A 24243-nucleotide genomic window follows, 5' to 3' on the forward strand; every position below is an offset into this window, starting at 1 on the left:
ATGGGAAGAATACTTTTAAAAAACGCTACAATCGTTAATGAGAACAAAATATTCCCTGCTGATATACTGTTGGAGGATGATATTATTCTTAAAATTGAGGACCAAATTTCATCGGATAATGTCTCCGAGGTCATTGATTTGGGAGGGAAGTATGTAATACCGGGGGCCATAGACGATCAGGTACATTTTAGGGAGCCTGGTTTAACGCATAAGGGGACCATTGCTACGGAAAGCCGGGCAGCGGTTGCCGGAGGAATAACCTCCTTTATGGAACAGCCCAACACCAATCCCCAGACAACTACCATTGAAGCTTTGGAGGAAAAGTTTGAAATGGCCAGAAATTCCGCATTTGCCAATTACTCTTTTTTGTTTGGCGGTACCAATGATAATTTGGAAGAGATAAAGAAATTGGATAAGAATGCCTGTTCAGGGATTAAACTCTTTTTGGGTTCGTCTACGGGCAATATGTTGGTAGACAATGAAGAGGTGATTGAAAAAATATTTCGGAATACGGAGATGGTCATTTCCGCCCATTGTGAAGATGAGTCTACGATTAAGGCAAATTTTGCAAAATATAAGGAGCAATATGGAGATGATATTCCCGTAAAATACCATCCTTTGATAAGGAGTGCCGAAGCCTGTTATCTTTCTTCCTCAAGGGCTATTGCCTTGGCCAAGAAAACCGGGGCAAGATTTCATGTCTTTCACCTATCTACAGGAAAGGAAACAGAGCTTTTTAGGAACGATATTCCACTAGAGGATAAAAAAATTACAGCGGAGGTCTGTATTCATCACCTTTGGTTTTCAGAAGAGGATTACGATACCAAAGGCACCTTGATTAAATGGAATCCGGCGGTTAAAACGGCAGCCGATAGGGATCAACTATGGCAGGCGTTATTGGACGATCGTATAGATGTTATTGCCACGGACCATGCGCCCCATACTTTGGAGGAAAAGAACAATGTGTATACTTCCGCACCCTCTGGAGGCCCTTTGGTGCAGCATGCCTTGCCAGCAATGCTGGAGAAATATCATGGTGGAAAGATAAGCCTGGAGAAAATTGTGGAGAAAATGTGCCATAACCCGGCAAAGTTGTTCCAAATAAAAAAGCGGGGTTTCATTCGGGAAGGATTTTATGCCGATTTGGTGGTGTTGGATCTTAACGATTCCTGGACAGTGACCAAAGAAAATATCGCCTATAAATGCGGGTGGTCCCCCTTTGAAGGAAATTCGTTCAAATCCAAGATAACCCATACTTTTGTTAATGGTCATTTGGCCTATGAAAATGGCAATTTTTCTCAAGAGAGAAAAGCCATGAGGTTAACTTTTAATAGAGAGTAATGTTAAGATATATAGTTGTCATTTTTCTAGGGCTTTTATTTTCATGCAATGAAAAGGTGGTGGAGAAACCGGAAAACCTTATTCCGGAGGATAAAATGGCCACCATTCTATATGACATTTCACTATTAAATGCAGGTAAGATAATTAATGAAAGCATTTTAAACGAATATGACATTGAACCCATGGGGTATATCTATACCAAGTATGGGATAGACAGTATTCAATTTGTAAAAAGTGATACCTATTATGCCTCTATGCCTACAGTTTACGAGGCCATCTACACCAAAGTAAAAGATAGGTTGGAGAAGGATGAAAAGTTTTTTGAGGAAGAAAGGAAGCAGAAGCAGGATTCTTTAATGGAGGCCAAAGAAAAGTTGAATCCCGACCTCAAAAAGAAGCCAGAAACTACTAAGGATTCTCTTCCATAAACTTTTTGCAGGATAGTTCAATAACACCGTCCAAGGCTTCAAAGGAATGCCCTAGTTCTTTTTGGATTTTGTCGGCATTGAACAATTGGTTCTTTCGTAAGGATTCGATCGAGTTTTTGGTAAGCTTTCTTCCACTGTTCCAGAAAATATTCCTTAGCCAATCCAATCGTCTAAACACCTCTAATTGCCAAAATTTAATTGCTTTGCTGGGACCTGGTTTGCCAAAGGCCTTCGTAATCTTTTGTAGAATTTCTCTGTAGGTCAGATTTTGGGCCACAAGAATATACTTTTCATTGGTTATGGAAGACTGCATTAATTGGGTCATTATCTGGACCACATCATTTACAGTGACGAAACCTGTCCCTCCTGGTGGGTAATACTTACGGGCCTTATAGGTGGTTTTGAATAAAATGCCAGTTCCCGTTTCCCAGAATCCCGGGCCCAGGATAACTCCCGGATTTACAATAACCGCAGGAACATTTTCCTGGGCACCCCTCCATACTTCCAGTTCGGCATCCATCTTGGTCATGGCGTATACATTGCTTTGTTGGGCGTTCCAATCGGTGTCTTCGGTAGCCTCTTGGTTGCCAACTGTTCTCCCTATGGCGCCTATGGAGCTGGTATAGCACAATTTTTGGACACCCTTGGCAATACATAGATTTACAATGTTTTTGGTGCCTTCATAGTTTACGGTGCGCAATAGGTCATAGTCATTGGGGTTAAAGGAAATTAAGGCCGCACAATGATAAACATGTGTCACATTTTCAAAAGCAGTTTCCAAGGCTGGCAGGTCGTTAAGATCGGCCTTTACCCAGTTTATTTTTTGAAAGAGTTCGTGGGATTGGTCCGTATAATACCCAAATACCTTTTCAACCTCCTTTAGGTTGCTCGTTTCTCTATGAATGGCTTTTACCGCGGCACCCGACTGCAATAAGTGCAAAAGAAGGTGCGCCCCTACCAAACCAGTTCCTCCTGTGACTAAAATCATGCCGCAAATTTACTCAATTGCCTCCAATTTATTCCGTTTTCATCAGGAGTTAAACAAGCTATTATTATATATTTGCCACTATTATTGAATTAGAAGATTTATAGCATGACTACGAACTTTGTAGAAGAATTAACTTGGAGGGGAATGTTGCACGATGCAATGCCCGGTACTGAAGAACATTTGTTAAGCGGAATGCAATCTGCCTATGTTGGGATAGACCCTACGGCAGACTCTCTTCATATTGGACATTTGGTTGGGGTTATGATGCTGCGCCATTTTCAGTTGGCAGGACATAAACCTTATGCGCTGATCGGTGGAGCCACGGGAATGATAGGAGATCCATCAGGAAAATCCACAGAGCGAAATTTGCTGGATGAGGCTACATTGGCACATAACCAGGCCGCTATAAAGGGGCAGCTTTCCCGTTTTTTGGATTTTAATAGCGGTAAGGATAACAGTGCCGTTTTGGTAAACAACTATGATTGGATGAAGGATTTTTCCTTTTTGGAATTTATACGTGATGTTGGAAAGCACATTACTGTAAATTACATGATGGCCAAGGATTCTGTGAAAAAACGTTTATCGGCCGAAGCCAAGGAAGGTATGTCCTTTACGGAATTTACCTATCAATTGGTGCAGGGGTATGACTTTTTACACCTTTATAGAGAGTATAACTGTACCCTGCAAATGGGTGGAAGCGACCAATGGGGAAATATTACCACCGGTACGGAACTTATCCGTAGAATTGGGGGCGGTAAAGGATTTGCCCTTACCTGTCCTTTGATTACAAAGGCCGATGGCACCAAATTTGGGAAGTCGGAAGGGGGAAATATATGGTTGGATTCTGAAAGAACATCTCCCTATAAATTCTATCAATATTGGTTGAATACCTCGGATGAGGATGCCGAAAAATATATTAAGATCTTTACTTTTCTCCCTAAGGACGAAATTGAAAATTTGGTTAAAATGCATCAGGAAGCCCCGCATTTGAGGGTGCTTCAAAAGCGTTTGGCCGATGAGGTTACGGTAATGGTACATTCTCAAGAGGATTTGGACAATGCTGTAAAGGCAAGTGATATTCTTTTTGGAAAATCTACCTCTAGTGATCTGAAAAAGCTTAATGAAAAGACATTTTTGGAAGTGTTTGAAGGTGTACCACAGGCAGAGGTAACCAAGGAGGACATAAGCAATGGCTTGGATATGATAGCGGCCTTGGCTGCAAAAACCGGCTTTTTAGGATCCAATGGGGAAGCTAGGCGCGAATTGAAACAAAATTCCATTTCCGTTAATAAGGAAAAAGTCAAAGAAGATTATATCATTTCTTCAGAAGATCTCATCAACAATAAATTTGTTTTGTTGCAGCGCGGGAAGAAGAATTATTTTGTGCTGGTCATTAAATAAACGCCGTATTTTTTTCACTTACCCAATAAAATTAGGAGATACCCGTTAGCCTAATAAATGGGATGTTATGAAGAAGTATTTTTTGTTTTTTGCCCTGGTTGCTCTTTTTGTTTCATGTGACAAATTGGACGAGCTTACCAAATTTGAGATGGATTATGATCAAACGGTGGTTATACCATCATCAACCGGAGTAGATTTACCTTTTGATGTCTTTACCCCTGAAACAGAGACCAATTCTTCTGCCGAGTTCGAGGTAAACGATACCAGAAAAGATTTGATAGAGGAAATCGTTTTGAAGAAACTCATAATGACCGTGGAGGTTCCTGATGGGGAGGATTTCAGCTTTTTGGAATCGATCATCATATATATGTCCGCAGACGATTTGCCGGAGATTAAGATAGCCTGGAACGAGGAGGTATCTGCTACGGCTGGGGAACAGCTGGAACTGGTGACTACGGCTGAAGATTTAAAGGAGTATATAAAAAAGGATTCCTATACCTTAAGGCTAAAAACCATAACCGATGAGTTTTTGTCGTCAGATTATGAAATAAATATTGCCTCAACCTTTTTTGTGGATGCCAAGATCTTGGGCCTATAGCACCATTAAATTGCAGCCTCGAATATCTGAATGGTCAAACCTGCCAAGTATTTCGAAACTTCCGTCGGTATGCACCTTGCCCAAATCTTGAGTGGCAATAAAGCTACAGGAGTGTATGTTGGCCAGGTCAATGATGTTGACACCTCCCGTTTTACCCGCTTTCTGTAGGGTTAAGGGGTCTTCGGTTTCACGTGTTAGGACTTTCATCCATTTAGGCGCAAAGAAACGTCCATTGCCTTGGGAATAGGCTTGGGACAGGAGTTCTGTCATCCCATATTCGGAATGGATAGTCGGCACTCCAAAACCTTTTTTTAAGAGTTGGTGCAATTCCTCCCGGATCAATTCCTTCTTTCGTCCCTTCATGCCACCGGTTTCCATAACTACGGTATTCTTTAGTATTAATTGGAATCTTTCCGCCATGTCCAGTAGGGCAAAGGAAACACCTAATAGTAATATTTTGGTATTGGTATTATCCAATTCAACCATGGTCTTTTGTAAAAGGTCAATATCATCCAAATAAAAGCCACTTTCAGGATGTCTGCTTTTATTGATGAGGTCGTTGGCCATATAAATTAGGGAAGAACCCTCCCTTTCCAGATAAGATGGCAGTAACGCCAGTACACAATAGTCCTCTACATCCCCATAAAACTGTTTAAAGGCCGATAGATAGCTTTGTTCGTACAGTTCAAGGTTTTTTACGTAATGCCTGCTTACTTCACTTCCGGTAGTGCCACTGCTGGTAAAGGTAATTTGGGGTTCAAATGAACCGCAAATTACTTTTTTGGATTTAAAAAATTCTATCGGTAGAAAGGGAATATCCCTAATGGATTTAACGGAGGATACATTTTTACCTAAGTGTCGGCAAAATTCCTGGTACACCAAGTTTTCGTTAAATTGGGACTCAAATGTTTTCAATGCCATGGCATTGAACTCTTCGTCGGTTGAAATTGTAAAAATATTCTCGAGAGGCATATTCTAAATCACTTCTACAAAAGTAGTGATAACAACATAGTGGAAACCCTATTTTATGGTTTTATTAGTGAAACTCAATTTTGAGAAGTCAGTATGACGCACTGAAAATTGCAAGTTGAACTAATCCCGCCTTTTTCGACGGGATCTAGGTTCAATACCTCGATCCTTGGGTCGATTCCTAATATTGGGTTCAGGGCCTGCCTTTGTCGGTAGACAGGCTTGCCCTGAGGTTTAATACCTGTTATTGGTATAGTCTTAAATCTCCCTTTGGGAAAAGTATGAATTCTCCCTATCCATATCCCCATAAATGGAAATGTAAAAAGGAATAGACAAGTATTTGTTATGTGGTGGGGGTGTAGAAAGAAAAAAGTACCATTAAGAGGGTTTATTTTACGACCAGCTTTCTGGTCATCGTTACTCTGTTTTCGGTAATTTGTAAAACGTAAACTCCTGGTGCCAACTTTGATATGTTCAAAAGGGTATTGGTTATCCGGTCCTGTAAGACTATGGTTCCGAAAACATCGTAGATTACTACGTCCTTTACCCCATTATGCTTTGTGGTGATATGGACCACCTCCTGATATGCCGGATTGGGGTATAATTTGAAAGTATTGGTTTGGGTAGTTCTGTCTATTGGCTCCTCAACGAATTCCTGTGCAGAAACGGCCATAGAAAATACCATGAACAGTAGGGTGTAAAATATTTTCATAGGTTAGCATTGATTTGGGATCAATACAGTAAATGTAGGAAAACATGTTGGGAAGTGGCAATAAATGTTGTAAACGGGTATTTTTTGTAGGTGTATCCTTAATTTTATGTATTGCACTAAGGTGATAAGGGTTAAGAATCAGGTAATTAAGGAGGTTGTGCAGCTATTGTACCTTGGTAAATGCTATTTTATAATTAGCTTTCTTGTTGCTATTTTGTTTTTTTCGTTGACCCTTAACATATAAACACCGGCATCCAAATCATTTACATTTAGTTCCGAACCAATAATGGTGGTTTCAAGTACTTGGGAACCAAAAATATCATAAATGAAAATTTGTTTGGGAGCGTTCAGAGAAGTACTTATATATACCCTACCATTGGTGACAGGATTGGGATATATCTTAAACCCAGGAATATCGCCTCCCCCAACATTGTCTTTTGGATCCTGTCCAAAGGAAATGGAGATAAAAAGTAAGGATATAACTAAGTAGAGTTGCTTCATAGAAACTATTACAACAAATAATATACCGTAAATGTAAGAATTTTAGATGCAGCACGTCTGCGGTTGTAAAATTTATACGTAAAAATTCGATGAAATGCAAAAAGAGGCCAAATTCTATGTTAAAAAACACAGAACTTGACCTCTTTTTTATTAATTAATACCTTTTAATTTAAAACTTTATGTTGTATCCCAATGAGAATGATCTTCCAGGACTTCTTTTTGAGAAGGTCTTATTTTCAGCTTTATAGGACTCATATTCACTTTCTACGTCATCATCCAAAAGATTGCTTATTTTAAAACTAACACTTTGATTTTGGTTTTCTCCAAAACTTTTGGAGAAGTTAAAGTTTAGATTGTGAAAGGGCATGGTATACACGTCTGGTACAAATCCATTACCCACTACTTGCAATGTTTTGCCCTGTACATTGTAGTTCATTCCCATTTGGATTCCGTTTTCCGCGCCTTCGTAGTTTAATCCGGAATTGATAAGGAAAGGTGACTGTCCCTGTAATTCCCTGTCATTGCCCAAAGTTTCGCCATCCCTGAGTCCCAAGGTTCTAAGATTGCGCTCACTCTCGCTATAAACTTGGGTAGATTTAATGATGGAGGTATTTACATTTAGACTAAAATTTTGAAGTGCTGCTGCAAGGAACCCTAAATTTTTCCTTAGTTCAAATTCCAGTCCAATTACGTCCGCATCACCAAGATTTTGTGGGGTAAAGTTATCGGATGAAGATTCAAAGTACGTAAGTTCAATAGGATCGGTGAATTTTTTATAAAAACTGCTCAATGCGATCATCTCTGCACTTTCACCAAACCATTCTACCCTAAAATCGAAATTGTTGATGTAAGTCGGATCCAGGTTAATGTTTCCGATAAAGGTATTATTGGACAATGGATCGAAAATCTTGGCTATGGAAGCTTCCTTAAAGGATGGTCTTGCCGTAGTACGGGAATAGGACCCCCTTAGGTTTACCTCTTCGGTAAGCTCATAAATTAAATTGGCCGTAGGGAAAAGGTCAAACTTATCTATTATGGTTTCGTTGTCATAAATAACTTTTTCAGGGTCATTAATGTCCTTATTGTCCTCTCCAGTATATTTGGATTCAAATTTCTCCACCCTAACACCAAGGATAGTCCGTAACTTTTGTCCAAGTTTAAACTCGTTGGATACATAACCTGCTATATTTTGTTGAGCTGCCTCATAGGTGTTGGCCGGTTCGGCCACCGAGATGTCCGGGTCAATATAGGAACCGGAATTGTTGTTGACGGTCCAAAGGTTTTCTTCCAATAGGATGTTGTCTGCAATACCATTGAACTTGGTAGTGGACCCATTGTTCTCGATCTCAAAGTTCAATATACCAAAATCCCTATTCTTGTAGGAACCATAGGCACCAAATTTTAATTTGGCGTCTTTTTCCAGAAAATCATATTTTTTTGTAAAATCCAATTTGGCAACTGCATTTATTTCTTCCAAATCCCTCCAGATTCTTTTTGGCTGGTTGTTCTGGGGAATGGAGTATACGCCATCCTCTACCCTAAAAGATGTAGTTCTAATGTCCTTGTCCTGAATTTTGGACATGGTAGGAGAAAGAGCCCATTCCGTAGTCCATGAAGCATCTTCGCTGGAGTGTATTCCGCTAAGCAATGCGTTGGTGATGGAACGTTGGGTATATTCCAGGTTATCTTTAGAGAAATTAATAAAATCCGTAAAATTCAGGGTTTGGCTAAAGTAACCTGCCGTAGACTCTCCGTTCTGAATATGAAGGAGATTAAGTTTGTATTTGGATTTTTCAGTCTTAAAGGAAGTGCCCAAAAGACCGCTTACCAATACATTGTTTCTGCCTAAATCCCCGGTCTGTGTTCTGTCGGTTTCCAGTTCAAATACAGATGTGTCCGCGTTTCTTCGGTAGAAATTGTTTTCCGCACCTTCATAGAAGGTAGTGGTATTTTTATAGGATAGGGAAGCCAAAAAGCCCAATCGGTTCTCACCTTCGCCTACATTGTATTGATTGCCCGTGGTAAATCCAAAACTATAGTCCATGGCACTATTTGCTTTCATTGCCGATAGTACTGGATTAAATTTTTTGGTAATGGCCGTCAATAATGGGTTGTATTCAAAAGTACTTGGAATTTCCTGATTTCGGTTAATGGGAACACTTCGGTTTCCGTTGTCGAAGCCCAGGAAATCTGTAGAGCCTCCTTTATAGTCCAAATAGTTTTCGTTAAAATGCATATCAGGATTATAACTACCGCCTAAGGAAATACTGTGCTCTTTTTTGGTAGGATAGTCCTTGGTGACAATATCAACGATACCACCAGTAAAGTCGGCAGGTAAATCGGCAGAAGCAGATTTAAGAACCAAGATGTTGTCTATAATGTTGGTAGGGAAAATGTCCAATTGAATGGTGTTTCTGTCCGGATCCAATCCTGGAATGTCCACCCCGTTCAAAATAGATTTGGTATAACGATCGCCCAAACCTCTTACGTAAACGTATTTTCCTCCTTGGACCGATACCCCAGGCACCGATTTTATAGCGCTGGCTACATCGCTGGAGCCCGATTTTTTAAAGGCTTCGGCCGATAGTCCGTCCAAAAGGTTCACCGCTTTTTTTTGGATTCCCAAAACGGCGGTTTCTGTATTCTTTTTAACGCTTACGGAAACTACAACTTCATCGAGACCTTCGGCCAGTGTTTCCATGGTAACATTTACGTTGGTAATCTCATTGGCCTTAATGACCACATCGGTTATTTCCACGGTTTTATAACCAAGGAATGAAAAAGAAAGTGTGTGGGTGCCTTCTTCAAGGGTAAGCTTATAATTACCATCAAAATCGGAAGTAGTTCCTATAGTAGTGCCTTTGACCAGAATATTGGCAAAAGGAACAGGGTCTTGAAAATCTGCATCGATCAATGATCCGGTTAACTCACCAGTTTGTGAAAAAATGAATTGAAAAAAAAGAAAAGTAAAAGTTGAAAGTCTAAGTGAATATTTCATAAGTAATTGATAATTAAATCGTAATAAACCAAATGCCCGCCACTGGATATGGGCGAGCATGGTTGTTATTTTATAGGGGTGTATTGTTCCGAATTAGAAACTCAATCCTGTTTTTGCATAGGCATAAGTCCAAGAAAAAACGCTAAGGTCTGCACCAACTGTTTGGGCACCAGCGGTAACTTGGGTGGTCCAGGTAGCAGCTCTTTCCGTAAATGTTGGATCTAATATGATAGTTGACTGAACATCGTTACCGGCGTCATCTTTCAATACTTTCTCAGAGAAAATACTGTTGTTGAAACCTACAATTTGCCAAGCTTCAAAGGTTAATTTGCCATCCAAGAAGTTCTGGGCTACGTCGTTAGCATCCAATTCAACATCTTTTCCAGCTTGGAATCCAATAGCATAGATGTTTTTGGTAGTACCCATAGCATTACTTCTGTAGTCTGCATATTCTCCGTCAGCAGCTGTGGAGCTTCCCACAATGGTAGTATTCTGAAGGGTGAAAGAACCTGTAATGGAACCTTCTGGGCCATCTATTTCAAAGGCATGGTCGGAAGCCTCACCTGAAACTACCAAGGCATTGTCTATAGTCCCTGAATAAGCTTGGTCAATATCCAAGGCATCATCACCTTGGGCCCAAACCACTAGGTTGGATGCGTCAACGGTTCCACCGAAAAATTCGATACCATCATCAACATTCCCTACAACTTCTATGTGGTTGATTTTTGTACCACGACCTACGGAACCTAAGGTTAGACCATTTATTTCGTTTCCTTCTCCTATCAAGGCACCACCGTGGCGAATAGAGATGTATTCCAATTCGCCAGAATTGTCGTCGTCGTTTAAGGCATCACCAGGACCGTATAGTCCAAAAGTGTCATCTGCAGGAATACCTTCTATTTGTACTTCGGTAACATCGTTTTTAAAAGAACCAGTGGCTCTTCCCAAAACAATTAAACCTCCCCATTTTCCTCTAGCGGTTTCGTCCAAATTGGTTCCGGCAGTTTGTCCAACACCTATATTGTCCTCTTCAGCTGTAAAGATAATTGGCTTTTCGGCAGTACCTACGGCCATGATCTTGGATCCTCTTTGCACAATTAGTGCAGATGCCAATGAACCTGAACCGGCTTTACCTTTAATGATAGTACCTGGCTGAATGGTCAAGGTTTTTCCAACCCCAACAACTACTTTACCTGCCAATATGTATATATTGTCTGCAGTCCATGTGGTATCGGCAGTTATTTCTCCGGATACTGTTATGATTTCTGCACATGATCCTCCTACATCCACTCCGGTTTCGTCTCCGTTCTGGATACCATCCTCACAAGTAGCGGTGGCCTCGGTACATGGCTGACAGTTGGGTCCGCCACAATCAACACCGGTTTCTCCTTGGTTTTGAATCCCATCGTTACAAGTAGCTACTACTTCAGCTATCGGTGGTTCGTCGTCATTGGTACATGATGTAAATGCTAAGGCACCTATGGCCAATGCGGATAATAATAGTTTTTTCATTTCAATTGAATTTTTCGGTTTCATTTTTTTCGAGTTCACTTGTTTTATTTAAACATGGCAAATAAATGGCCTAACTGTAAAAGTCGCGTTACCCTCAGATTAATAGTTTGTTGGCTTAATGTTATCTAAATGTTACTATATTAAATCCATGTTAAGAGGTTTGGTGTAATAGTATTATCTTTACTTTTGGGCGCGAATAACCAATAAATATTAAGGTTAAACGGGCATGGTTTAATAGGTTGCAATTAAAGGTTGTGATAGATTTCAGTAACCGACCTCCCAAAGGAAATAGGTTACAGATGACCGTTTAAAGACAAAAAAATAAAGCATGAAAAAAAAGGACATTAAGATACTTTTGGTTGATGATGAACCGGATATTCTAGAAATTGTAGGTTACAATTTATCTGCCGAAGGCTATGAGGTTTTCACTGCAAAAAATGGAATTGAAGGGGTTGCAAAGGCAAAAAAGAAGAAGCCCCACTTAATTATTCTAGATGTAATGATGCCCGAGATGGATGGTATTGAAGCCTGCGAGATCATAAGGCGAACCGAAGGTTTGGAGGATGCTCTGATCACCTTCCTCACCGCTAGGGGCGAAGATTATTCCCAAATGGCCGGTTTTGATGCGGGTGCTGACGATTATATAACAAAGCCCATTAAGCCTAAGGTTTTGGTGAGTAAGGTAAAAGCCTTGCTAAGAAGGCTTAAGAATGAGGAGCAGGAGGTAGAGGACATCTTTAAAGTTGGTGAGATCACCATAAATAGGGAAGAATATAAAATTGTTAATCAGGGAGAGGAAATTATTCTTCCCAGAAAGGAGTTCGAACTCTTGGCACTATTAACTTCCAAGCCGAATAAAGTATTTAAAAGGGAGGTTATCCTGGACAAGGTATGGGGCAATGAAGTAGTGGTAGGCGGTAGGACCATTGATGTCCATATTAGAAAACTTCGCGAAAAAATTGGTGACGATCATTTTAAAACCGTAAAAGGGGTAGGGTATAAGTTTGTGTTATAATGGTAACGAGGATTAAAAAATCGTATAGGTTTGCCCTACGTACCACAATTCTAATTTCATCCCTATTAACGATAGTCTTGGGTATATTTTTGTGGAACAGGGGTTCCATGGATTGGCAGCTCTTGGCAATTATTGCGGTAACTACCTCCTTTGTTTCATTTCTTGTAGTACAATTAAGGATAGAAAAATTCATCTATCGTAACATTGAGCGCATCTATAATGATGTATCCCTGTTGGAGTCCACCTCACTGGCCCCCAAGACCATTACCACAGATATGCGGTCCTTGACCGACGAAATAGAGAAATTTGCCAAGGACAAAAAGATTGAAATAGATACCTTAAAGATCCGGGAAGAATATAGAAAGGATTTTTTGGGGAACGTTTCCCATGAATTAAAAACGCCCTTATTTACTGTCCAGGGATATATTTTAACCTTGTTGGATGGCGCCATGGACGATAAAAACCTGAGAAAGAAATATCTGCAAAGGGCCAACAAGGGGGTGGAGCGACTTATTTACATTGTTAAGGATCTGGACCTGATAACCAAATTGGAAGTTGGGGACCTAAATTTGAAGATAGAGGAATTTGACATTTTGGAACTGGTGCGGAATGTTTTTGAGCTTTTGGAAATGAAGGCTGCTAAAAAGAATATTACCTTGACCTTTGATATGGACTATACAAAACCCATCTATGTTAAGGCAGATAAGGAAAAAATTCAGCAGGTAATTACCAACCTAGTGGTCAATTCCATTAAATATGGACAGCAGAACGGTACAACGGAGGTAAGTATAGAGAATTTAATTAAAAACAAGGTCATTATCCGGGTGACCGACAACGGCGAGGGTATTTCCAAGCAACACCTCGGCCGAATATTCGAAAGATTTTACAGGGTCGATAAAAGTGGAAGTAGGGCAGAAGGCGGCTCTGGCTTGGGATTGGCAATTGTAAAACATATTATCGAGGCCCACAACGAGAAGATCTACGTAGAAAGTGTACTCGATATTGGGTCAGAATTTTCCTTTACCTTGGAGAAAGCCGCCGCGAACTCCTAACCCCTGTATTTTTTGGTTTACTTTTTTTTATGGCAATATAGTGTGACGCCCTAGGATCATAGGCTTCATGGTATATTTGGTTGAATATGCGCTAACTTCTTTTTAATAATTTTCCGTTACCTTGAACAATTCTAAATAAAGGGAAACTATTAAGTTATTATCTTTAAGTGCGACCTAGTACTTAACAACCGAAATCCTATGGAACACATTGTTATTATTGGTAATGGAATCTCTGGAATTACGGCAGCGCGCCATATTCGAAAATTATCCGACAAGAAAATCACCATTATTTCCGCTGAGAGCGATTATTTTTTCTCAAGAACCGCTCTCATGTATGTGTATATGGGGCATATGAAGTTTGAGCATACCCAGCCTTACGAAAACTGGTTTTGGAAAAAGAACCGCTTGAATTTGGTCAATGGATATGTGTCAAAGGTAGATACCACCAATAAAAAGCTAATATTACAAAGTGAGGAGGAAATAGGTTATGATAAACTTATTATTGCCACTGGCTCCAAATCCAATAAATTTGGTTGGCCCGGACAGGATTTGAAAGGGGTACAAGGGTTGTATTCCAAGCAGGATTTGGAATTGTTGGAGGCCAATGCGCCCAATAATGAAGTCTGCAAAAGGGCGGTAATCGTGGGTGGCGGATTAATCGGGATCGAATTGGCAGAAATGTTAAGGAGCAGGGATATCCCAGTTACTTTTTTGGTACGTGAAAGCAGCTTTTGGAACGGTGTCTTGCCCCAAGGGGAGTCCCAAATGATTAATGAGCATATTCTGGAACACCATATAGACCTGAAACTGGATACCAATCTAAAGGAAATTATTCCCGATGAAAATGGTAGGGCAAAGGCCGTGGTTACGGACAAAGGGGAGACCATACAATGTACTGTGGTAGGGCTAACCGCAGGGGTTACTCCAAATATTGATTTCCTAAAAGGTTCTGGGATAGAGACAGGTAAAGGGGTAAAGGTCAATAACTTTTTGGAAACCAATATCAAGGATGTCTTTGCTATTGGCGACTGTGCCGAACAACATGAGGCCATTGGCAACCGCAGGCCTGTGGAGGCCGTTTGGTATACGGGAAGAATGATGGGGGAAGCTTTGGCGCAGACTATTTGCGGAAACAAAATGGCCTATAATCCTGGACATTGGTTTAATTCCGCAAAATTTTTGGACATAGAGTACCAAACTTATGGATGGGTATTTAGCGAAAGATCCAAAACGGACTATGAACAACATTTTCATTGGCGACATTCCAAGGAGAAAATATGTGTCACCATTGCATTTCACAAAGACACCCAACAGTTTTTGGGGATAAATACTTTTGGAATTCGGATGCGTCACGAAATTTTGGACCGATGGCTTACTGAAAAAAGAAGTATAGCTTATGTATTGGAATATTTAAAGGATGCCAATTTCGACCCAGAATTCTATGCCCAATATGAGGAGAATATAGTAGCCCATTATAATTCATTATATGGTACCGGGATTGCCCCTAGGAAGAAAAGTTGGAAACGAATTTTTAGCAACATATAAGATTTCAAGATGCAAATAATAAAGAAAATCGGGCTTTTTGTTTTTTTAATTGGCCTAACCATATTTACCATACTGCCTTTTGTTGGTGAGTTTAAGCTAACCCCTGCAAGCTTGGATCAGATAATTCAGGAAAAAGGAATTTCGAGCGAAATTTTCATTCAGGGGATGGAAGAAAATGTGGTTGACGAAGAATTTCAGGGGATGTTTACATTATCGCCCCAAATTGCCCAAATTCTAGAAACGGCCAATGCCCAACATAGAAAGGACAAGGAATATAAAAAGGTTATTTATACGGGAGCGCATGACATGGCTGCTGCGGTGGGCAAAGCGTCAGGAAGTGGGTTTATTGTTGAAAATAAGGGGCTTATGTGGTTTTTGACATTTGGTTTCGGCATATTGGGGTCCTTGCTCTTTATTATTCCCAATATTGTTTTATTGGGCAATAAAGGGATTAAGAACAATGGCATTTACCATGAGAATGCTACCAATAGGGGGTGGATTGCCTGGATGGTCTTCGTTTTTCTGGTTTCCTTTTATTTGGTGCTTTATTTCCGTTCGGAATATGCCGTAAACTGGACTTACCTAGTAGATCCCATCAGCGAATTCCTAAGTGGTAATCCGGCCGGACATTGGTTTGTATACGGTTTTATGTACTGTACGGTGATGACCGTTATGGCCGTGCGCATGTACATTAAGTATAGGCATAATATGTATCAAATGGTACGTACTACCTCTGTTCTCTTCTTTCAAATAGTCTTTGCTTTTCTTATTCCGGAAATAATGGTAAGGCTACAAATGCCGTATTACGACTTTAAAAATGCCTTTCCGTTGGATTATGATTTCTTTTTCCAATGGAATTTAAAATCCTTGTTGAACAGCGGGGGAATAGGACTCTTTATTCTAGTTTGGGGTATTGTACTTACATTGGTAATTGTACCCGTTATGGTCTATTTTTTTGGAAAACGATGGTACTGTTCCTGGGTATGCGGTTGTGGAGGATTGGCAGAAACACTTGGGGATCCGTATAGACAACATTCCAGCAAGTCCCTATTTTCATGGAAAGTGGAAAGGTGGTTGGTGCACGGGGTGTTGGTCTTTGCAGTGGCAATGACCTTGATGACACTCTATAGTTTCTTTACGGAGACCGGCACTGTACTGGGTTTAAAAACACAGAGTGTACAAAATACCTATAGTCTGTTGATAGGGGCATTTTTTGCAGGTGTTATCGGAACAGGATTTTACCCCATTTTTGGAAATAGGGTATGGTGCAGATTTGGCTGCCCATTAGCGGCTTATTTAGGGTTTGTACAAAGGTTTAAGTCGCGATTTAGGATTACCACCAATGGAGGTCAATGTATTTCCTGTGGCAACTGTTCCACTTATTGCGAACAGGGAATAGACGTCAGGGCCTATGCCCAAAAAGGTGAAAATATTATCAGGTCCAGCTGTGTGGGTTGCGGTATCTGTTCCGCGGTTTGTCCAAGAGGGGTCTTAAAATTGGAAAATGGACCGCTAAAGGGAAGGATAAACCCTACTGAAATTCTGTTGGGGAATGATGTGGATCTAATGGATCTGGTCAATAAAAAATAAACCATGGGTGGATGCCGAAATTAATACGGCAATCCTTAAGGGGAGGTCAATGGATTGATGAAAGTATTGATACCTTTGCGCCATCTTTTGGGCTATCAAAATGGTGCATACCCAGGATGCCTAAAAATGGATAAATAATAATGACCCTTCAAATACGCTAATGACCGATATTAAAGTAATTATCCCCGCCTATAATGAAGCTGATTCCATTGCGAACGTAATAAAAGAAATCCCAAAAATTGTTTCTGAAATAATTGTTGTAAACAACAACTCTACGGACGATACCGCCCGTAATGCAAGGGATGCCGGGGCCACTGTGCTTACGGAAGTTAGAATGGGATATGGCCATGCCTGCCTTATGGGAATTAATTATGTTTCCAAACAATCCAAAACCCCCGATATTATCGTATTTATGGACGGAGACTATTCGGATTATCCCGAAGAACTTTCCAAAGTGGTAAAACCTATTGTGGAAAACGATGTGGATTTCGTTATTGGAGCCAGAACAAAGGCCTTGAGGGAAGAAGGATCAATGACCCCGCAACAGGTTTTTGGAAATGCCTTGGCCACCACTTTAATGAAATGGTTCTTTGGAGCTTCTTATACTGATTTGGGTCCGTTTAGGGCCATAAAGTACAGCAAGCTTTTGGAGCTGGAAATGGAGGATAAGACCTACGGTTGGACCGTGGAAATGCAGTTGAAGGTTCTAAAAAAGGGTTTTACATATACCGAAGTACCAGTGCGTTATAAAAAAAGAATTGGCATATCAAAAGTATCAGGTACTGTAAAAGGTACTATATTTGCAGGCGTAAAAATCCTGGGTTGGATATTTAAATACAGTTTAAAATAATATGGGACTAACAATTACTTACTTTATCATTGCGATTTACAGTATTTCCTTACTATTAATATTTTTTTATAGCTTGGCCCAGCTTAATTTACTGGTCAACTATCTAGGATATAAAAGAAGAAATAAGGAGGCTCCAAAGTACAATTTATTGGATCCAAAGGAAATACCATTTGTTACTATTCAGCTTCCCATTTATAATGAGGAGTATGTAGTAGAGCGTTTGCTGGACAATATTTCGAAAATTGAATATCCAATGAGCAAATTGGAAATTCAGGTACTTGACGATTCCACCGATGATTCCGTATTGGAAACCGCCAAGAGGATAAAAGCGCTTCAGGAAACAGGATTGGATATTCAACATATTAGAAGGACCAATAGGCAAGGCTATAAGGCAGGTGCCCTGAAGGAAGGTCTGGATATAGCCAAAGGCGAGTTTATTGCCATTTTTGATGCCGATTTCTTGCCGTCCAGTGATTGGTTGAAGAAAACGGTCATCTATTTTAAAGATCAGGAAATTGGTGTGGTTCAAACAAGATGGGGGCATATCAACAGGGAATATTCCACTTTGACCCGTATACAGGCTTTTGCTTTGGACGCCCACTTTACATTGGAACAGGTAGGACGTAATGCCAAAGGCCATTTCATTAATTTTAATGGTACCGCTGGTATTTGGAGAAAGGAATGTATTCTGGATGCAGGAAACTGGGAGGGCGATACCCTTACGGAGGACTTGGATCTTAGCTACCGTGCCCAGTTAAAGAATTGGAAGTTTAAATATTTGGAAGATGTAGAAACACCTGCAGAACTTCCTGTGGTGATCAGTGCTGCCCGTTCCCAGCAATTTCGTTGGAACAAAGGTGGGGCCGAAAACTTTAGAAAAACCGTTTGGAGCGTTATTTCTGCCAAGAATATCTCGTTCAAGACCAAGTTTCACGGGGTAATGCACTTGTTGAACAGCTCAATGTTCCTGTGTGTGTTTTTGGTGGCCTTGCTGAGTATTCCCATGATGTACATTAAAAATACCTTTGACCATTTGGGATGGATTTTTGAAGCTACCAAATTCTTTATTTTAAGTACCGTTATTCTTTTTGTGTGTTATTGGTTTACCTATAAGAGTATACAAGGTAGTAGTTTTGATAATTTTGTAGACTATATAAGAATCTTCTTTACGTTTTTCTCCGTGGCTCTTGGATTTTCCTTGCACAACTCCATTGCGGTCTTGGAAGGGCATATGGGCAAAAGATCCGAGTTTGTAAGGACCCCAAAATTCAATTTGAACAGTATATCGGACAGCTGGAAGGGGAATAAATATCTGGCTACCAAACTGTCTCCCAATATGATTTTGGAAGCGGCCCTAATGCTTTACTTCCTTTTTGGAATGTACAGTGCCATTCCATTGAACGATTTTGGACTTTTTCCATTTCATTTTATGTTGTTTTTAGGTTTCGGTTATGTATTCTTTAAATCCCTTATGGCAAGGGCCTAAATAATATTTATAAAAGCTATTAAAAAGCCCTGTCTTTAAAAAGAATAGGGCTTTTTTATTTTTGAAATTGTTCATCGCATTTGTGTTGGATCAAGAATAATTGTTGTGTTTATGCAGAAATTGGGATTGATTTAATCAGTTGTGTTTTTTGATCAATAATTTTAATTAATAGTAGTAATCTAGTAAAACCAATGCTTAAAATATTCTTAACGGTCAGGCCATCTCCACTACCTTTAAATTTGTTTTATAGAAGACAACCTATATGATGAAGTTGAAAAAAGGGGCAATAATTTAACGAAATTTTGTTCGTGTGGACTGAACAAAGGAACGGCCTATTTTCAATTTCGTCTTAAATCAAGTAGTTTTCACATTGGGCGGAGGTAGCCGTCCAAAGAGCATTTCGCCTTAGTGAAAGCGGCCTGGACGGTGCGGCTGTGGAAAGTGCGTGGATTTAAAGAAATTTAAAATCAGCCTAGCGTTTTTTGGTTCGTTTTTTGGGCGATGCAAAAAATGAACAGAACAATAACTTGAGCTGGTCAGGTATATCTTCTTGTAATTCACACATAACTTTTGGGATTGATCCTTTATGTTCTTAAACCCTTAGTTAAGAAAGGGATAGGATTACTTTTGCACAGCAGTTGGAGCAATGCTATTCTTTGCCTTCATTCGTGAATTTCAAAAAAACAAGGGTTTCGTTGCTAAAATCAAAATCGGAAGTGCTGTTATTTGATAATTTCATTTAAATTTGGGAGATTGCTGAATTATTAAAGTGACCAAAAACCACCAAACGACTATGATCCAAAGGGCCATTTCATATTGGAATCTTCACAGGATTCCAATTTTAATGGTACTACTCAGTATCCTCTTCTATACTTCCTTTGGTTATCAACTGGATCGTGCCGATTTTATAAAGCTGTTGGGCCTTTATTTGGGGTTGTTCTTTTTATGTTATAAACTTATTCAGTTTGAAAAGTGGAACTTTAAATTTCTGGCCATTTCCGGAACCCTATTCCGCATGTTGTTACTTTTTGCGGAACCCAATCTTTCCCAGGATTTTTATAGATTTATTTGGGATGGACAATTGATCAACCATGGGATGAGTCCTTACCTTCACCTTCCCAAGGACCTGATAATTGAGAATGGCCACCTCATGCACAATGCCGCAGAATTGGTAAGTGGTATGGGAAGCCTTAGTGCATCAAATTACAGCAATTATCCGCCGTTGAACCAGTTTATTTTTGCCTTGTCCACTTGGTTGTCGGGGAAGAGCGTTGTGGGCAGCGTATTGGTCATGAGGACCGTTATTATTCTGTCCGATCTGGGAATCCTGTATTTCGGTCGCAAATTACTGCAAAAGCTCAATAAATCTACCCATCTTATCTTTTGGTATTTCTTAAACCCATTGGTTATTTTGGAACTTACGGGCAATCTTCATTTTGAAGGGGTAATGTTGTTCTTTTTTATTTGGTCCATATATCTTTTATGCAATAAAAAATTGCTTTTGGCGGCTATTGTTTATGCATTATCGATTTCTATAAAATTGGTCCCTTTACTATTTCTGCCCATATTCTTAAAGTATTTTGGGCTAAAGAAAAGCATGCTCTTTTATGTGGTGGTAGGCATAACAACGGTCCTTTTGGTACTCCCGTTCTATTCCCTGGATTTTGCCAATAACTATATGCAAACGGTAGGACTGTGGTTCTCCAACTTTGAATTTAATGCCGGTCTATATAATGCAATAAAAAAGGTGGCCCTAAATTTCGATGCAAAACCTTGGGAACTTATAAAGGATTATGGCAAAATTACCCCCATAATCGTCTTGGCCACCGTGGCGTTATTTACCTTTTTCAGGGACAATAAAAAGATTTCAAGCTTGTTGACCTCCATGTTGTGGGTACTTACATTGTATTATTTTTTGTCCGCAACCGTACACCCTTGGTATATTATTTTCTTAGTGGTTTTAAGCCTGTTTACAGAGTTTAGGTTTCCAATAGTGTGGTCCTTGAGTGTCGTGTTAAGCTACTGGGCCTATTCCAATGCAGGGTTCAAGGAGAATTATTGGCTGTTATCTGTTGAATATATTGCAGTATATGGTTTTATGTTTTATGAAATTGTTAGATTACATAACAAAAAGATGCTATTTAGTAAAAATTGACACATCAATCCCAATAATTCATTTTTATTTGTACTTTTGATGGTATAATGAATAACTCATATTACATACTTAACGTAAACAAGGTTTCCAACCTTGCTTATTCATTTACGCCTACACGTCGTCGCCCGTAAGGGTGCGCTTCTTTTATGGAAATAGGTGAGTCCATTTCCCTCTCAAAAAAAATAAATTTTAATTTTAATTTTAAAAGCAACATTCAATGAAAATTGTTATTGCTAACGATTCCCATTTTAAATATGCCGAGGTCATCTGCGAAACCATTGCAGAGTCGGCCAAAGTACGCGGTACCGGGATTGCCAAGCGTACTCCTGAATATATTCAAAAAAGACTGCATAACGGCAACGCCATTATTGCCCTGGACGGCGATAAGTTTGCCGGTTTCTGTTATATTGAGGTTTGGGGACATGAAAAATTTGTAGCCAATTCAGGTCTTATAGTACATCCTGATTACAGGAATCAAGGCTTGGCCAAGAAAATAAAAAAGGAGATTTTTGAACTTTCCAGAAGAAAGTTTCCCAATGCCAAAATTTTTGGGATCACTACGGGCTTGGCAGTGATGAAGATGAATTATGAACTGGGCTATAAACCAGTGACTTTTTCGGAACTTACTACCGATCCGGAGTTTTGGAAAGGCTGTCAGACCTGTAAAAATTTCGATATCCTAACGAGGACGGAACAAAAAATGTGTCTTTGTACAGGAATGCTGTACGATCCGGAAACCAAAGCCAAGGAGGCTCAAAAGGAGCCCAAGGAAAAATTGAATTCCAAGGCCTTTCAAAGATTAAAAAGTATAAAGGAAAGTCTGTTCCTAAACAAGAAAACAAAGTAGTAGTAAAGTACTGCTGAGTAAATAAAAATAATAATAGTTTAGCATGAAAAAATTAGTTTTAGCGTATAGTGGTGGATTGGATACTTCCTATTGTGCCAAGTATTTGTCAAAGGATCAAGGATTTGAAGTACATGCCGTAAGTGTGAATACTGGGGGGTTTTCAAAGGAAGAAATAGAGAGCATTCATAAAAAGGCCTTGGAATTGGGGGCCACTTCCTACACTTCCATTGATGCTGTAAACACTTTTTATGAAAAAGTAGTAAAGTACTTGATTTTTGGTAATGTATTAAAGAACAATACCTATCCATTATCCGTAAGTGCAGAGCGAATAGTGCAGGCCATTGAAATCGTAAACTACGCCAAAAAAGTTGGTGCCAAATATATTGCCCACGGTAGTACCGGGGCCGGGAACGATCAGGTTAGGTTTGACATGATCTTCCAGATCATTGCACCGGAGATAGAAATTATTACCCCAATACGGGATAACAAATTGGCCAGGGAGGTAGAAATTGAATATTTAAAGCAGAACGGGGTAGATTACCCATGGGAGAAGGCAAAATACTCTATCAATAGGGGTTTATGGGGAACTTCCGTAGGGGGCGAGGAAACACTTACCTCCCACAAGTCTTTACCGGATACTGCCTATCCAAGCCAATTACAAGAAACAGAGCCCACTCAGGTAAAGCTTACTTTCCATAAGGGGGAATTAATTGCTTTGGACGGCGATAACGATACCCCAGTAAACAATATTATTAAATTGGAGGCCATTGCTTCCAAATATGCCATTGGTAGGGATATCCATGTTGGGGATACCATTATTGGTATAAAAGGAAGGGTAGGGTTTGAAGCACCTGCTTCCTTGATCATTATCAAAGCCCATCATTTGCTGGAAAAACACACCTTAACCAAATGGCAGCAGTACCAAAAGGAAATGCAGGGCAATTTCTACGGCATGTTGTTGCACGAAGGGAATTATTTGGATGAGGTTATGCGAAATATCGAGGCCTTCCTGACCGATACCCAAAAGAATGTAAGCGGTGATGTCTTTGTTAGCCTGCACCCATATCGTTTTGAGTTGGACGGAATATCTTCGCCCCACGACCTTATGAATGCCTCTTTCGGAAGCTATGGGGAGATGAACAAAGGATGGACAGCGGATGACGCCAAAGGATTTATAAAAATTCTTTCCAATGCAGGAAAAATATATAACCACGTAAATCAGAATAATGATTAAGGCAGGAATTATAGGTGGTTCAGGCTATACTGGTGGGGAACTCATCAGAATCCTCCTGAACCATCCCAATGCAACCATAGATTTTGTTTTTAGTACCACTAGGGCAGGTAAAAAGATTACCACGGCACATCCGGACCTGTTGGGGGTTACCGATCTTGTATTTACAGGAGCGGTAAACAAGGATGTGGATGTAGTATTTCTTTGTCTTGGTCATGGGAACTCCACTAGTTTTTTAAAGGAAAATGAGATCTCCGAAAACACTAGGATCATAGATTTGAGCAATGATTTTAGGTTGGAGGCCGATGCCGTTCTGGATGGGAAAACCTTTGTTTATGGCTTGCCCGAACTGAAAAAGGAAGAAATTAAAAAGGCAAAATATATTGCGAATCCTGGTTGTTTTGCCACGGCTATTCAGTTGGCGCTACTGCCCTTGGCAAAGGCCCATAAATTGGACAGGCCGGTACATGTCAATGCAGTAACCGGAAGTACAGGGGCGGGGGTAAGCCTTTCACCTACCTCACATTTTAGCTGGAGGAACAATAACGTTTCCTGGTATAAGCCATTTACGCACCAGCACTTGGGGGAAATAAATGAAAGTCTCCACAGTCTTCAAGATAATTCCGGGGAAATTTTCTTCCTGCCCAATAGGGGAAATTTTACCAGGGGAATTTTGGCTACGGCCTATACCGATTTTGAAGGTAGTTTGGAAGAGGCCTATGAACTGTATAACGAATTTTACAAGGATGCCGCCTTTACCCAGGTGACGGAGGAAGACATCAACCTAAAGCAGGTGGTGAATACCAATCAATGCCATATTCATTTGCACAAGCACAACAATACCCTATTGATTACCTCTGCCATAGACAATTTGTTGAAAGGGGCATCCGGGCAGGCAGTTCAGAATATGAACTTGGCGTTCGGATTTAAGGAAACGGAAGGCCTGCAATTAAAAGCGGGCGTATTTTAATATCGGCTGTTACGGTGGACCCACGGTAGTGGGAAATGGTAAACCGATCAACTA

Annotated in this window: 20 protein-coding genes; 14 read left to right on the plus strand and 6 right to left on the minus strand. The window is 40.1% G+C overall.

Annotation, left to right across the window (positions count from 1 at the left end; translation table 11 throughout):
* Positions 1-1341, plus strand: coding sequence for a dihydroorotase (locus BUA60_RS04690; RefSeq protein ID WP_072860529.1), 1341 nt, complete (start codon positions 1-3; stop codon positions 1339-1341).
* On the plus strand, positions 1341-1769 hold the full coding sequence (locus BUA60_RS04695; RefSeq protein WP_072860530.1) for a DUF4296 domain-containing protein: 429 nt from the start codon (positions 1341-1343) through the stop codon (positions 1767-1769). The genes BUA60_RS04690 and BUA60_RS04695 overlap by 1 nt, the downstream gene beginning before the upstream one ends.
* On the opposite strand, the gene BUA60_RS04700 is transcribed toward BUA60_RS04695, so the two are convergent.
* Positions 1750-2757 carry an NAD-dependent epimerase/dehydratase family protein gene (locus BUA60_RS04700; protein ID WP_072860531.1) on the minus strand — a complete coding sequence of 336 codons (1008 nt, stop codon included), beginning with the start codon at positions 2755-2757 and terminating at the stop codon, positions 1750-1752. The two genes, BUA60_RS04695 and BUA60_RS04700, sit on opposite strands and share 20 nt — an antisense overlap.
* 105 nt (positions 2758-2862) lie before the next feature.
* Here BUA60_RS04700 and tyrS point away from each other — a divergent pair, with 105 nt between their 5' ends.
* Together tyrS and BUA60_RS04710 are read left to right on the plus strand one after the other, a co-directional pair.
* Positions 2863-4158 (plus strand): tyrosine--tRNA ligase, encoded by a 1296-nt coding sequence (gene tyrS / locus BUA60_RS04705; protein ID WP_072860532.1) that lies wholly within the window; start codon positions 2863-2865, stop codon positions 4156-4158.
* A 67-nt stretch (positions 4159-4225) separates the two neighbouring features.
* On the plus strand, positions 4226-4756 hold the full coding sequence (locus BUA60_RS04710; protein ID WP_072860533.1) for a hypothetical protein: 531 nt from the start codon (positions 4226-4228) through the stop codon (positions 4754-4756).
* Here BUA60_RS04710 and BUA60_RS04715 read toward each other — a convergent pair.
* The 5 genes from BUA60_RS04715 to BUA60_RS04740 all read right to left on the minus strand — a co-directional run bounded on the left by BUA60_RS04715 (position 4751) and on the right by BUA60_RS04740 (position 11448).
* On the minus strand, positions 4751-5728 hold the full coding sequence (locus BUA60_RS04715; RefSeq protein ID WP_072860534.1) for a LuxE/PaaK family acyltransferase: 978 nt from the start codon (positions 5726-5728) through the stop codon (positions 4751-4753). The two genes, BUA60_RS04710 and BUA60_RS04715, sit on opposite strands and share 6 nt — an antisense overlap.
* 385 nt (positions 5729-6113) lie before the next feature.
* Positions 6114-6437 carry a T9SS type A sorting domain-containing protein gene (locus BUA60_RS04725; protein ID WP_072860536.1) on the minus strand — a complete coding sequence of 108 codons (324 nt, stop codon included), beginning with the start codon at positions 6435-6437 and terminating at the stop codon, positions 6114-6116.
* A 183-nt stretch (positions 6438-6620) separates the two neighbouring features.
* Entirely contained in the window at positions 6621-6938 is a 318-nt protein-coding gene (locus BUA60_RS04730) for a T9SS type A sorting domain-containing protein (protein ID WP_072860537.1), read from the minus strand.
* Between the two features lie 169 nt (positions 6939-7107).
* Positions 7108-9936 carry a TonB-dependent receptor gene (locus BUA60_RS04735; RefSeq protein ID WP_072860538.1) on the minus strand — a complete coding sequence of 943 codons (2829 nt, stop codon included), beginning with the start codon at positions 9934-9936 and terminating at the stop codon, positions 7108-7110.
* 93 nt (positions 9937-10029) lie between these two features.
* Positions 10030-11448, minus strand: coding sequence for a hypothetical protein (locus tag BUA60_RS04740; protein ID WP_072860866.1), 1419 nt, complete (start codon positions 11446-11448; stop codon positions 10030-10032).
* Positions 11449-11776: 328 nt separating this feature from the next.
* Here BUA60_RS04740 and BUA60_RS04745 point away from each other — a divergent pair, with 328 nt between their 5' ends.
* The 10 genes from BUA60_RS04745 to argC all read left to right on the plus strand — a co-directional run bounded on the left by BUA60_RS04745 (position 11777) and on the right by argC (position 24189).
* Positions 11777-12463, plus strand: coding sequence for a response regulator transcription factor (locus tag BUA60_RS04745; RefSeq protein WP_072860539.1), 687 nt, complete (start codon positions 11777-11779; stop codon positions 12461-12463).
* Positions 12463-13515, plus strand: coding sequence for a sensor histidine kinase (locus tag BUA60_RS04750; protein WP_072860540.1), 1053 nt, complete (start codon positions 12463-12465; stop codon positions 13513-13515). The genes BUA60_RS04745 and BUA60_RS04750 overlap by 1 nt, the downstream gene beginning before the upstream one ends.
* Positions 13516-13713: 198 nt before the next feature.
* Positions 13714-15060 (plus strand): NAD(P)/FAD-dependent oxidoreductase, encoded by a 1347-nt coding sequence (locus tag BUA60_RS04755; RefSeq protein ID WP_072860541.1) that lies wholly within the window; start codon positions 13714-13716, stop codon positions 15058-15060.
* A gap of 9 nt (positions 15061-15069) precedes the next feature.
* Positions 15070-16650, plus strand: coding sequence for a 4Fe-4S binding protein (locus BUA60_RS04760; protein WP_072860542.1), 1581 nt, complete (start codon positions 15070-15072; stop codon positions 16648-16650).
* Between the two features lie 160 nt (positions 16651-16810).
* A complete protein-coding gene (locus BUA60_RS04765; RefSeq protein ID WP_072860543.1) occupies positions 16811-17500 on the plus strand; it encodes a glycosyltransferase family 2 protein in 690 nt (229 codons plus the stop codon).
* A 1-nt stretch (position 17501) separates the two neighbouring features.
* Positions 17502-18986: a cellulose synthase family protein gene (locus tag BUA60_RS04770; protein WP_072860544.1), complete on the plus strand. Its 1485-nt coding sequence runs from the start codon at positions 17502-17504 to the stop codon at positions 18984-18986.
* Between the two features lie 769 nt (positions 18987-19755).
* Positions 19756-21141, plus strand: coding sequence for a polyprenol phosphomannose-dependent alpha 1,6 mannosyltransferase MptB (mptB, locus tag BUA60_RS04775; RefSeq protein WP_317043180.1), 1386 nt, complete (start codon positions 19756-19758; stop codon positions 21139-21141).
* Between the two features lie 217 nt (positions 21142-21358).
* Positions 21359-21988: a GNAT family N-acetyltransferase gene (locus tag BUA60_RS04780; protein WP_072860546.1), complete on the plus strand. Its 630-nt coding sequence runs from the start codon at positions 21359-21361 to the stop codon at positions 21986-21988.
* 43 nt (positions 21989-22031) lie between these two features.
* Entirely contained in the window at positions 22032-23222 is a 1191-nt protein-coding gene (gene argG, locus BUA60_RS04785; RefSeq protein WP_072860547.1) for an argininosuccinate synthase, read from the plus strand.
* A complete protein-coding gene (gene argC, locus BUA60_RS04790; RefSeq protein ID WP_072860548.1) occupies positions 23215-24189 on the plus strand; it encodes an N-acetyl-gamma-glutamyl-phosphate reductase in 975 nt (324 codons plus the stop codon). Before argG ends, argC begins: the two co-directional genes overlap by 8 nt.
* Positions 24190-24243: the final 54 nt, after the last annotated feature.

Origin of the sequence: Arenibacter palladensis (genome assembly GCF_900129275.1) — a bacterium.
GTDB lineage: Bacteria > Bacteroidota > Bacteroidia > Flavobacteriales > Flavobacteriaceae > Arenibacter > Arenibacter palladensis.

Excerpts from the sequence above, each read along its gene's own strand:
- BUA60_RS04730 (WP_072860537.1), bottom strand. The coding sequence starts at position 6,938 with ATGAAGCAACTCTACTTAGTTATATCCTTACTTTTTATCTCCATTTCC.
- BUA60_RS04735 (WP_072860538.1), bottom strand. The coding sequence starts at position 9,936 with ATGAAATATTCACTTAGACTTTCAACTTTTACTTTTCTTTTTTTTCAA.
- BUA60_RS04715 (WP_072860534.1), bottom strand. The coding sequence starts at position 5,728 with ATGCCTCTCGAGAATATTTTTACAATTTCAACCGACGAAGAGTTCAAT.
- BUA60_RS04725 (WP_072860536.1), bottom strand. The coding sequence starts at position 6,437 with ATGAAAATATTTTACACCCTACTGTTCATGGTATTTTCTATGGCCGTT.
- BUA60_RS04760 (WP_072860542.1), top strand. The coding sequence starts at position 15,070 with ATGCAAATAATAAAGAAAATCGGGCTTTTTGTTTTTTTAATTGGCCTA.
- BUA60_RS04750 (WP_072860540.1), top strand. The coding sequence starts at position 12,463 with ATGGTAACGAGGATTAAAAAATCGTATAGGTTTGCCCTACGTACCACA.
- BUA60_RS04695 (WP_072860530.1), top strand. The coding sequence starts at position 1,341 with ATGTTAAGATATATAGTTGTCATTTTTCTAGGGCTTTTATTTTCATGC.
- BUA60_RS04745 (WP_072860539.1), top strand. The coding sequence starts at position 11,777 with ATGAAAAAAAAGGACATTAAGATACTTTTGGTTGATGATGAACCGGAT.
- argC (WP_072860548.1), top strand. The coding sequence starts at position 23,215 with ATGATTAAGGCAGGAATTATAGGTGGTTCAGGCTATACTGGTGGGGAA.
- BUA60_RS04770 (WP_072860544.1), top strand. The coding sequence starts at position 17,502 with ATGGGACTAACAATTACTTACTTTATCATTGCGATTTACAGTATTTCC.
- BUA60_RS04710 (WP_072860533.1), top strand. The coding sequence starts at position 4,226 with ATGAAGAAGTATTTTTTGTTTTTTGCCCTGGTTGCTCTTTTTGTTTCA.
- BUA60_RS04700 (WP_072860531.1), bottom strand. The coding sequence starts at position 2,757 with ATGATTTTAGTCACAGGAGGAACTGGTTTGGTAGGGGCGCACCTTCTT.
- BUA60_RS04765 (WP_072860543.1), top strand. The coding sequence starts at position 16,811 with ATGACCGATATTAAAGTAATTATCCCCGCCTATAATGAAGCTGATTCC.
- BUA60_RS04755 (WP_072860541.1), top strand. The coding sequence starts at position 13,714 with ATGGAACACATTGTTATTATTGGTAATGGAATCTCTGGAATTACGGCA.
- BUA60_RS04690 (WP_072860529.1), top strand. The coding sequence starts at position 1 with ATGGGAAGAATACTTTTAAAAAACGCTACAATCGTTAATGAGAACAAA.
- argG (WP_072860547.1), top strand. The coding sequence starts at position 22,032 with ATGAAAAAATTAGTTTTAGCGTATAGTGGTGGATTGGATACTTCCTAT.
- tyrS (WP_072860532.1), top strand. The coding sequence starts at position 2,863 with ATGACTACGAACTTTGTAGAAGAATTAACTTGGAGGGGAATGTTGCAC.
- BUA60_RS04740 (WP_072860866.1), bottom strand. The coding sequence starts at position 11,448 with ATGAAAAAACTATTATTATCCGCATTGGCCATAGGTGCCTTAGCATTT.
- BUA60_RS04780 (WP_072860546.1), top strand. The coding sequence starts at position 21,359 with ATGAAAATTGTTATTGCTAACGATTCCCATTTTAAATATGCCGAGGTC.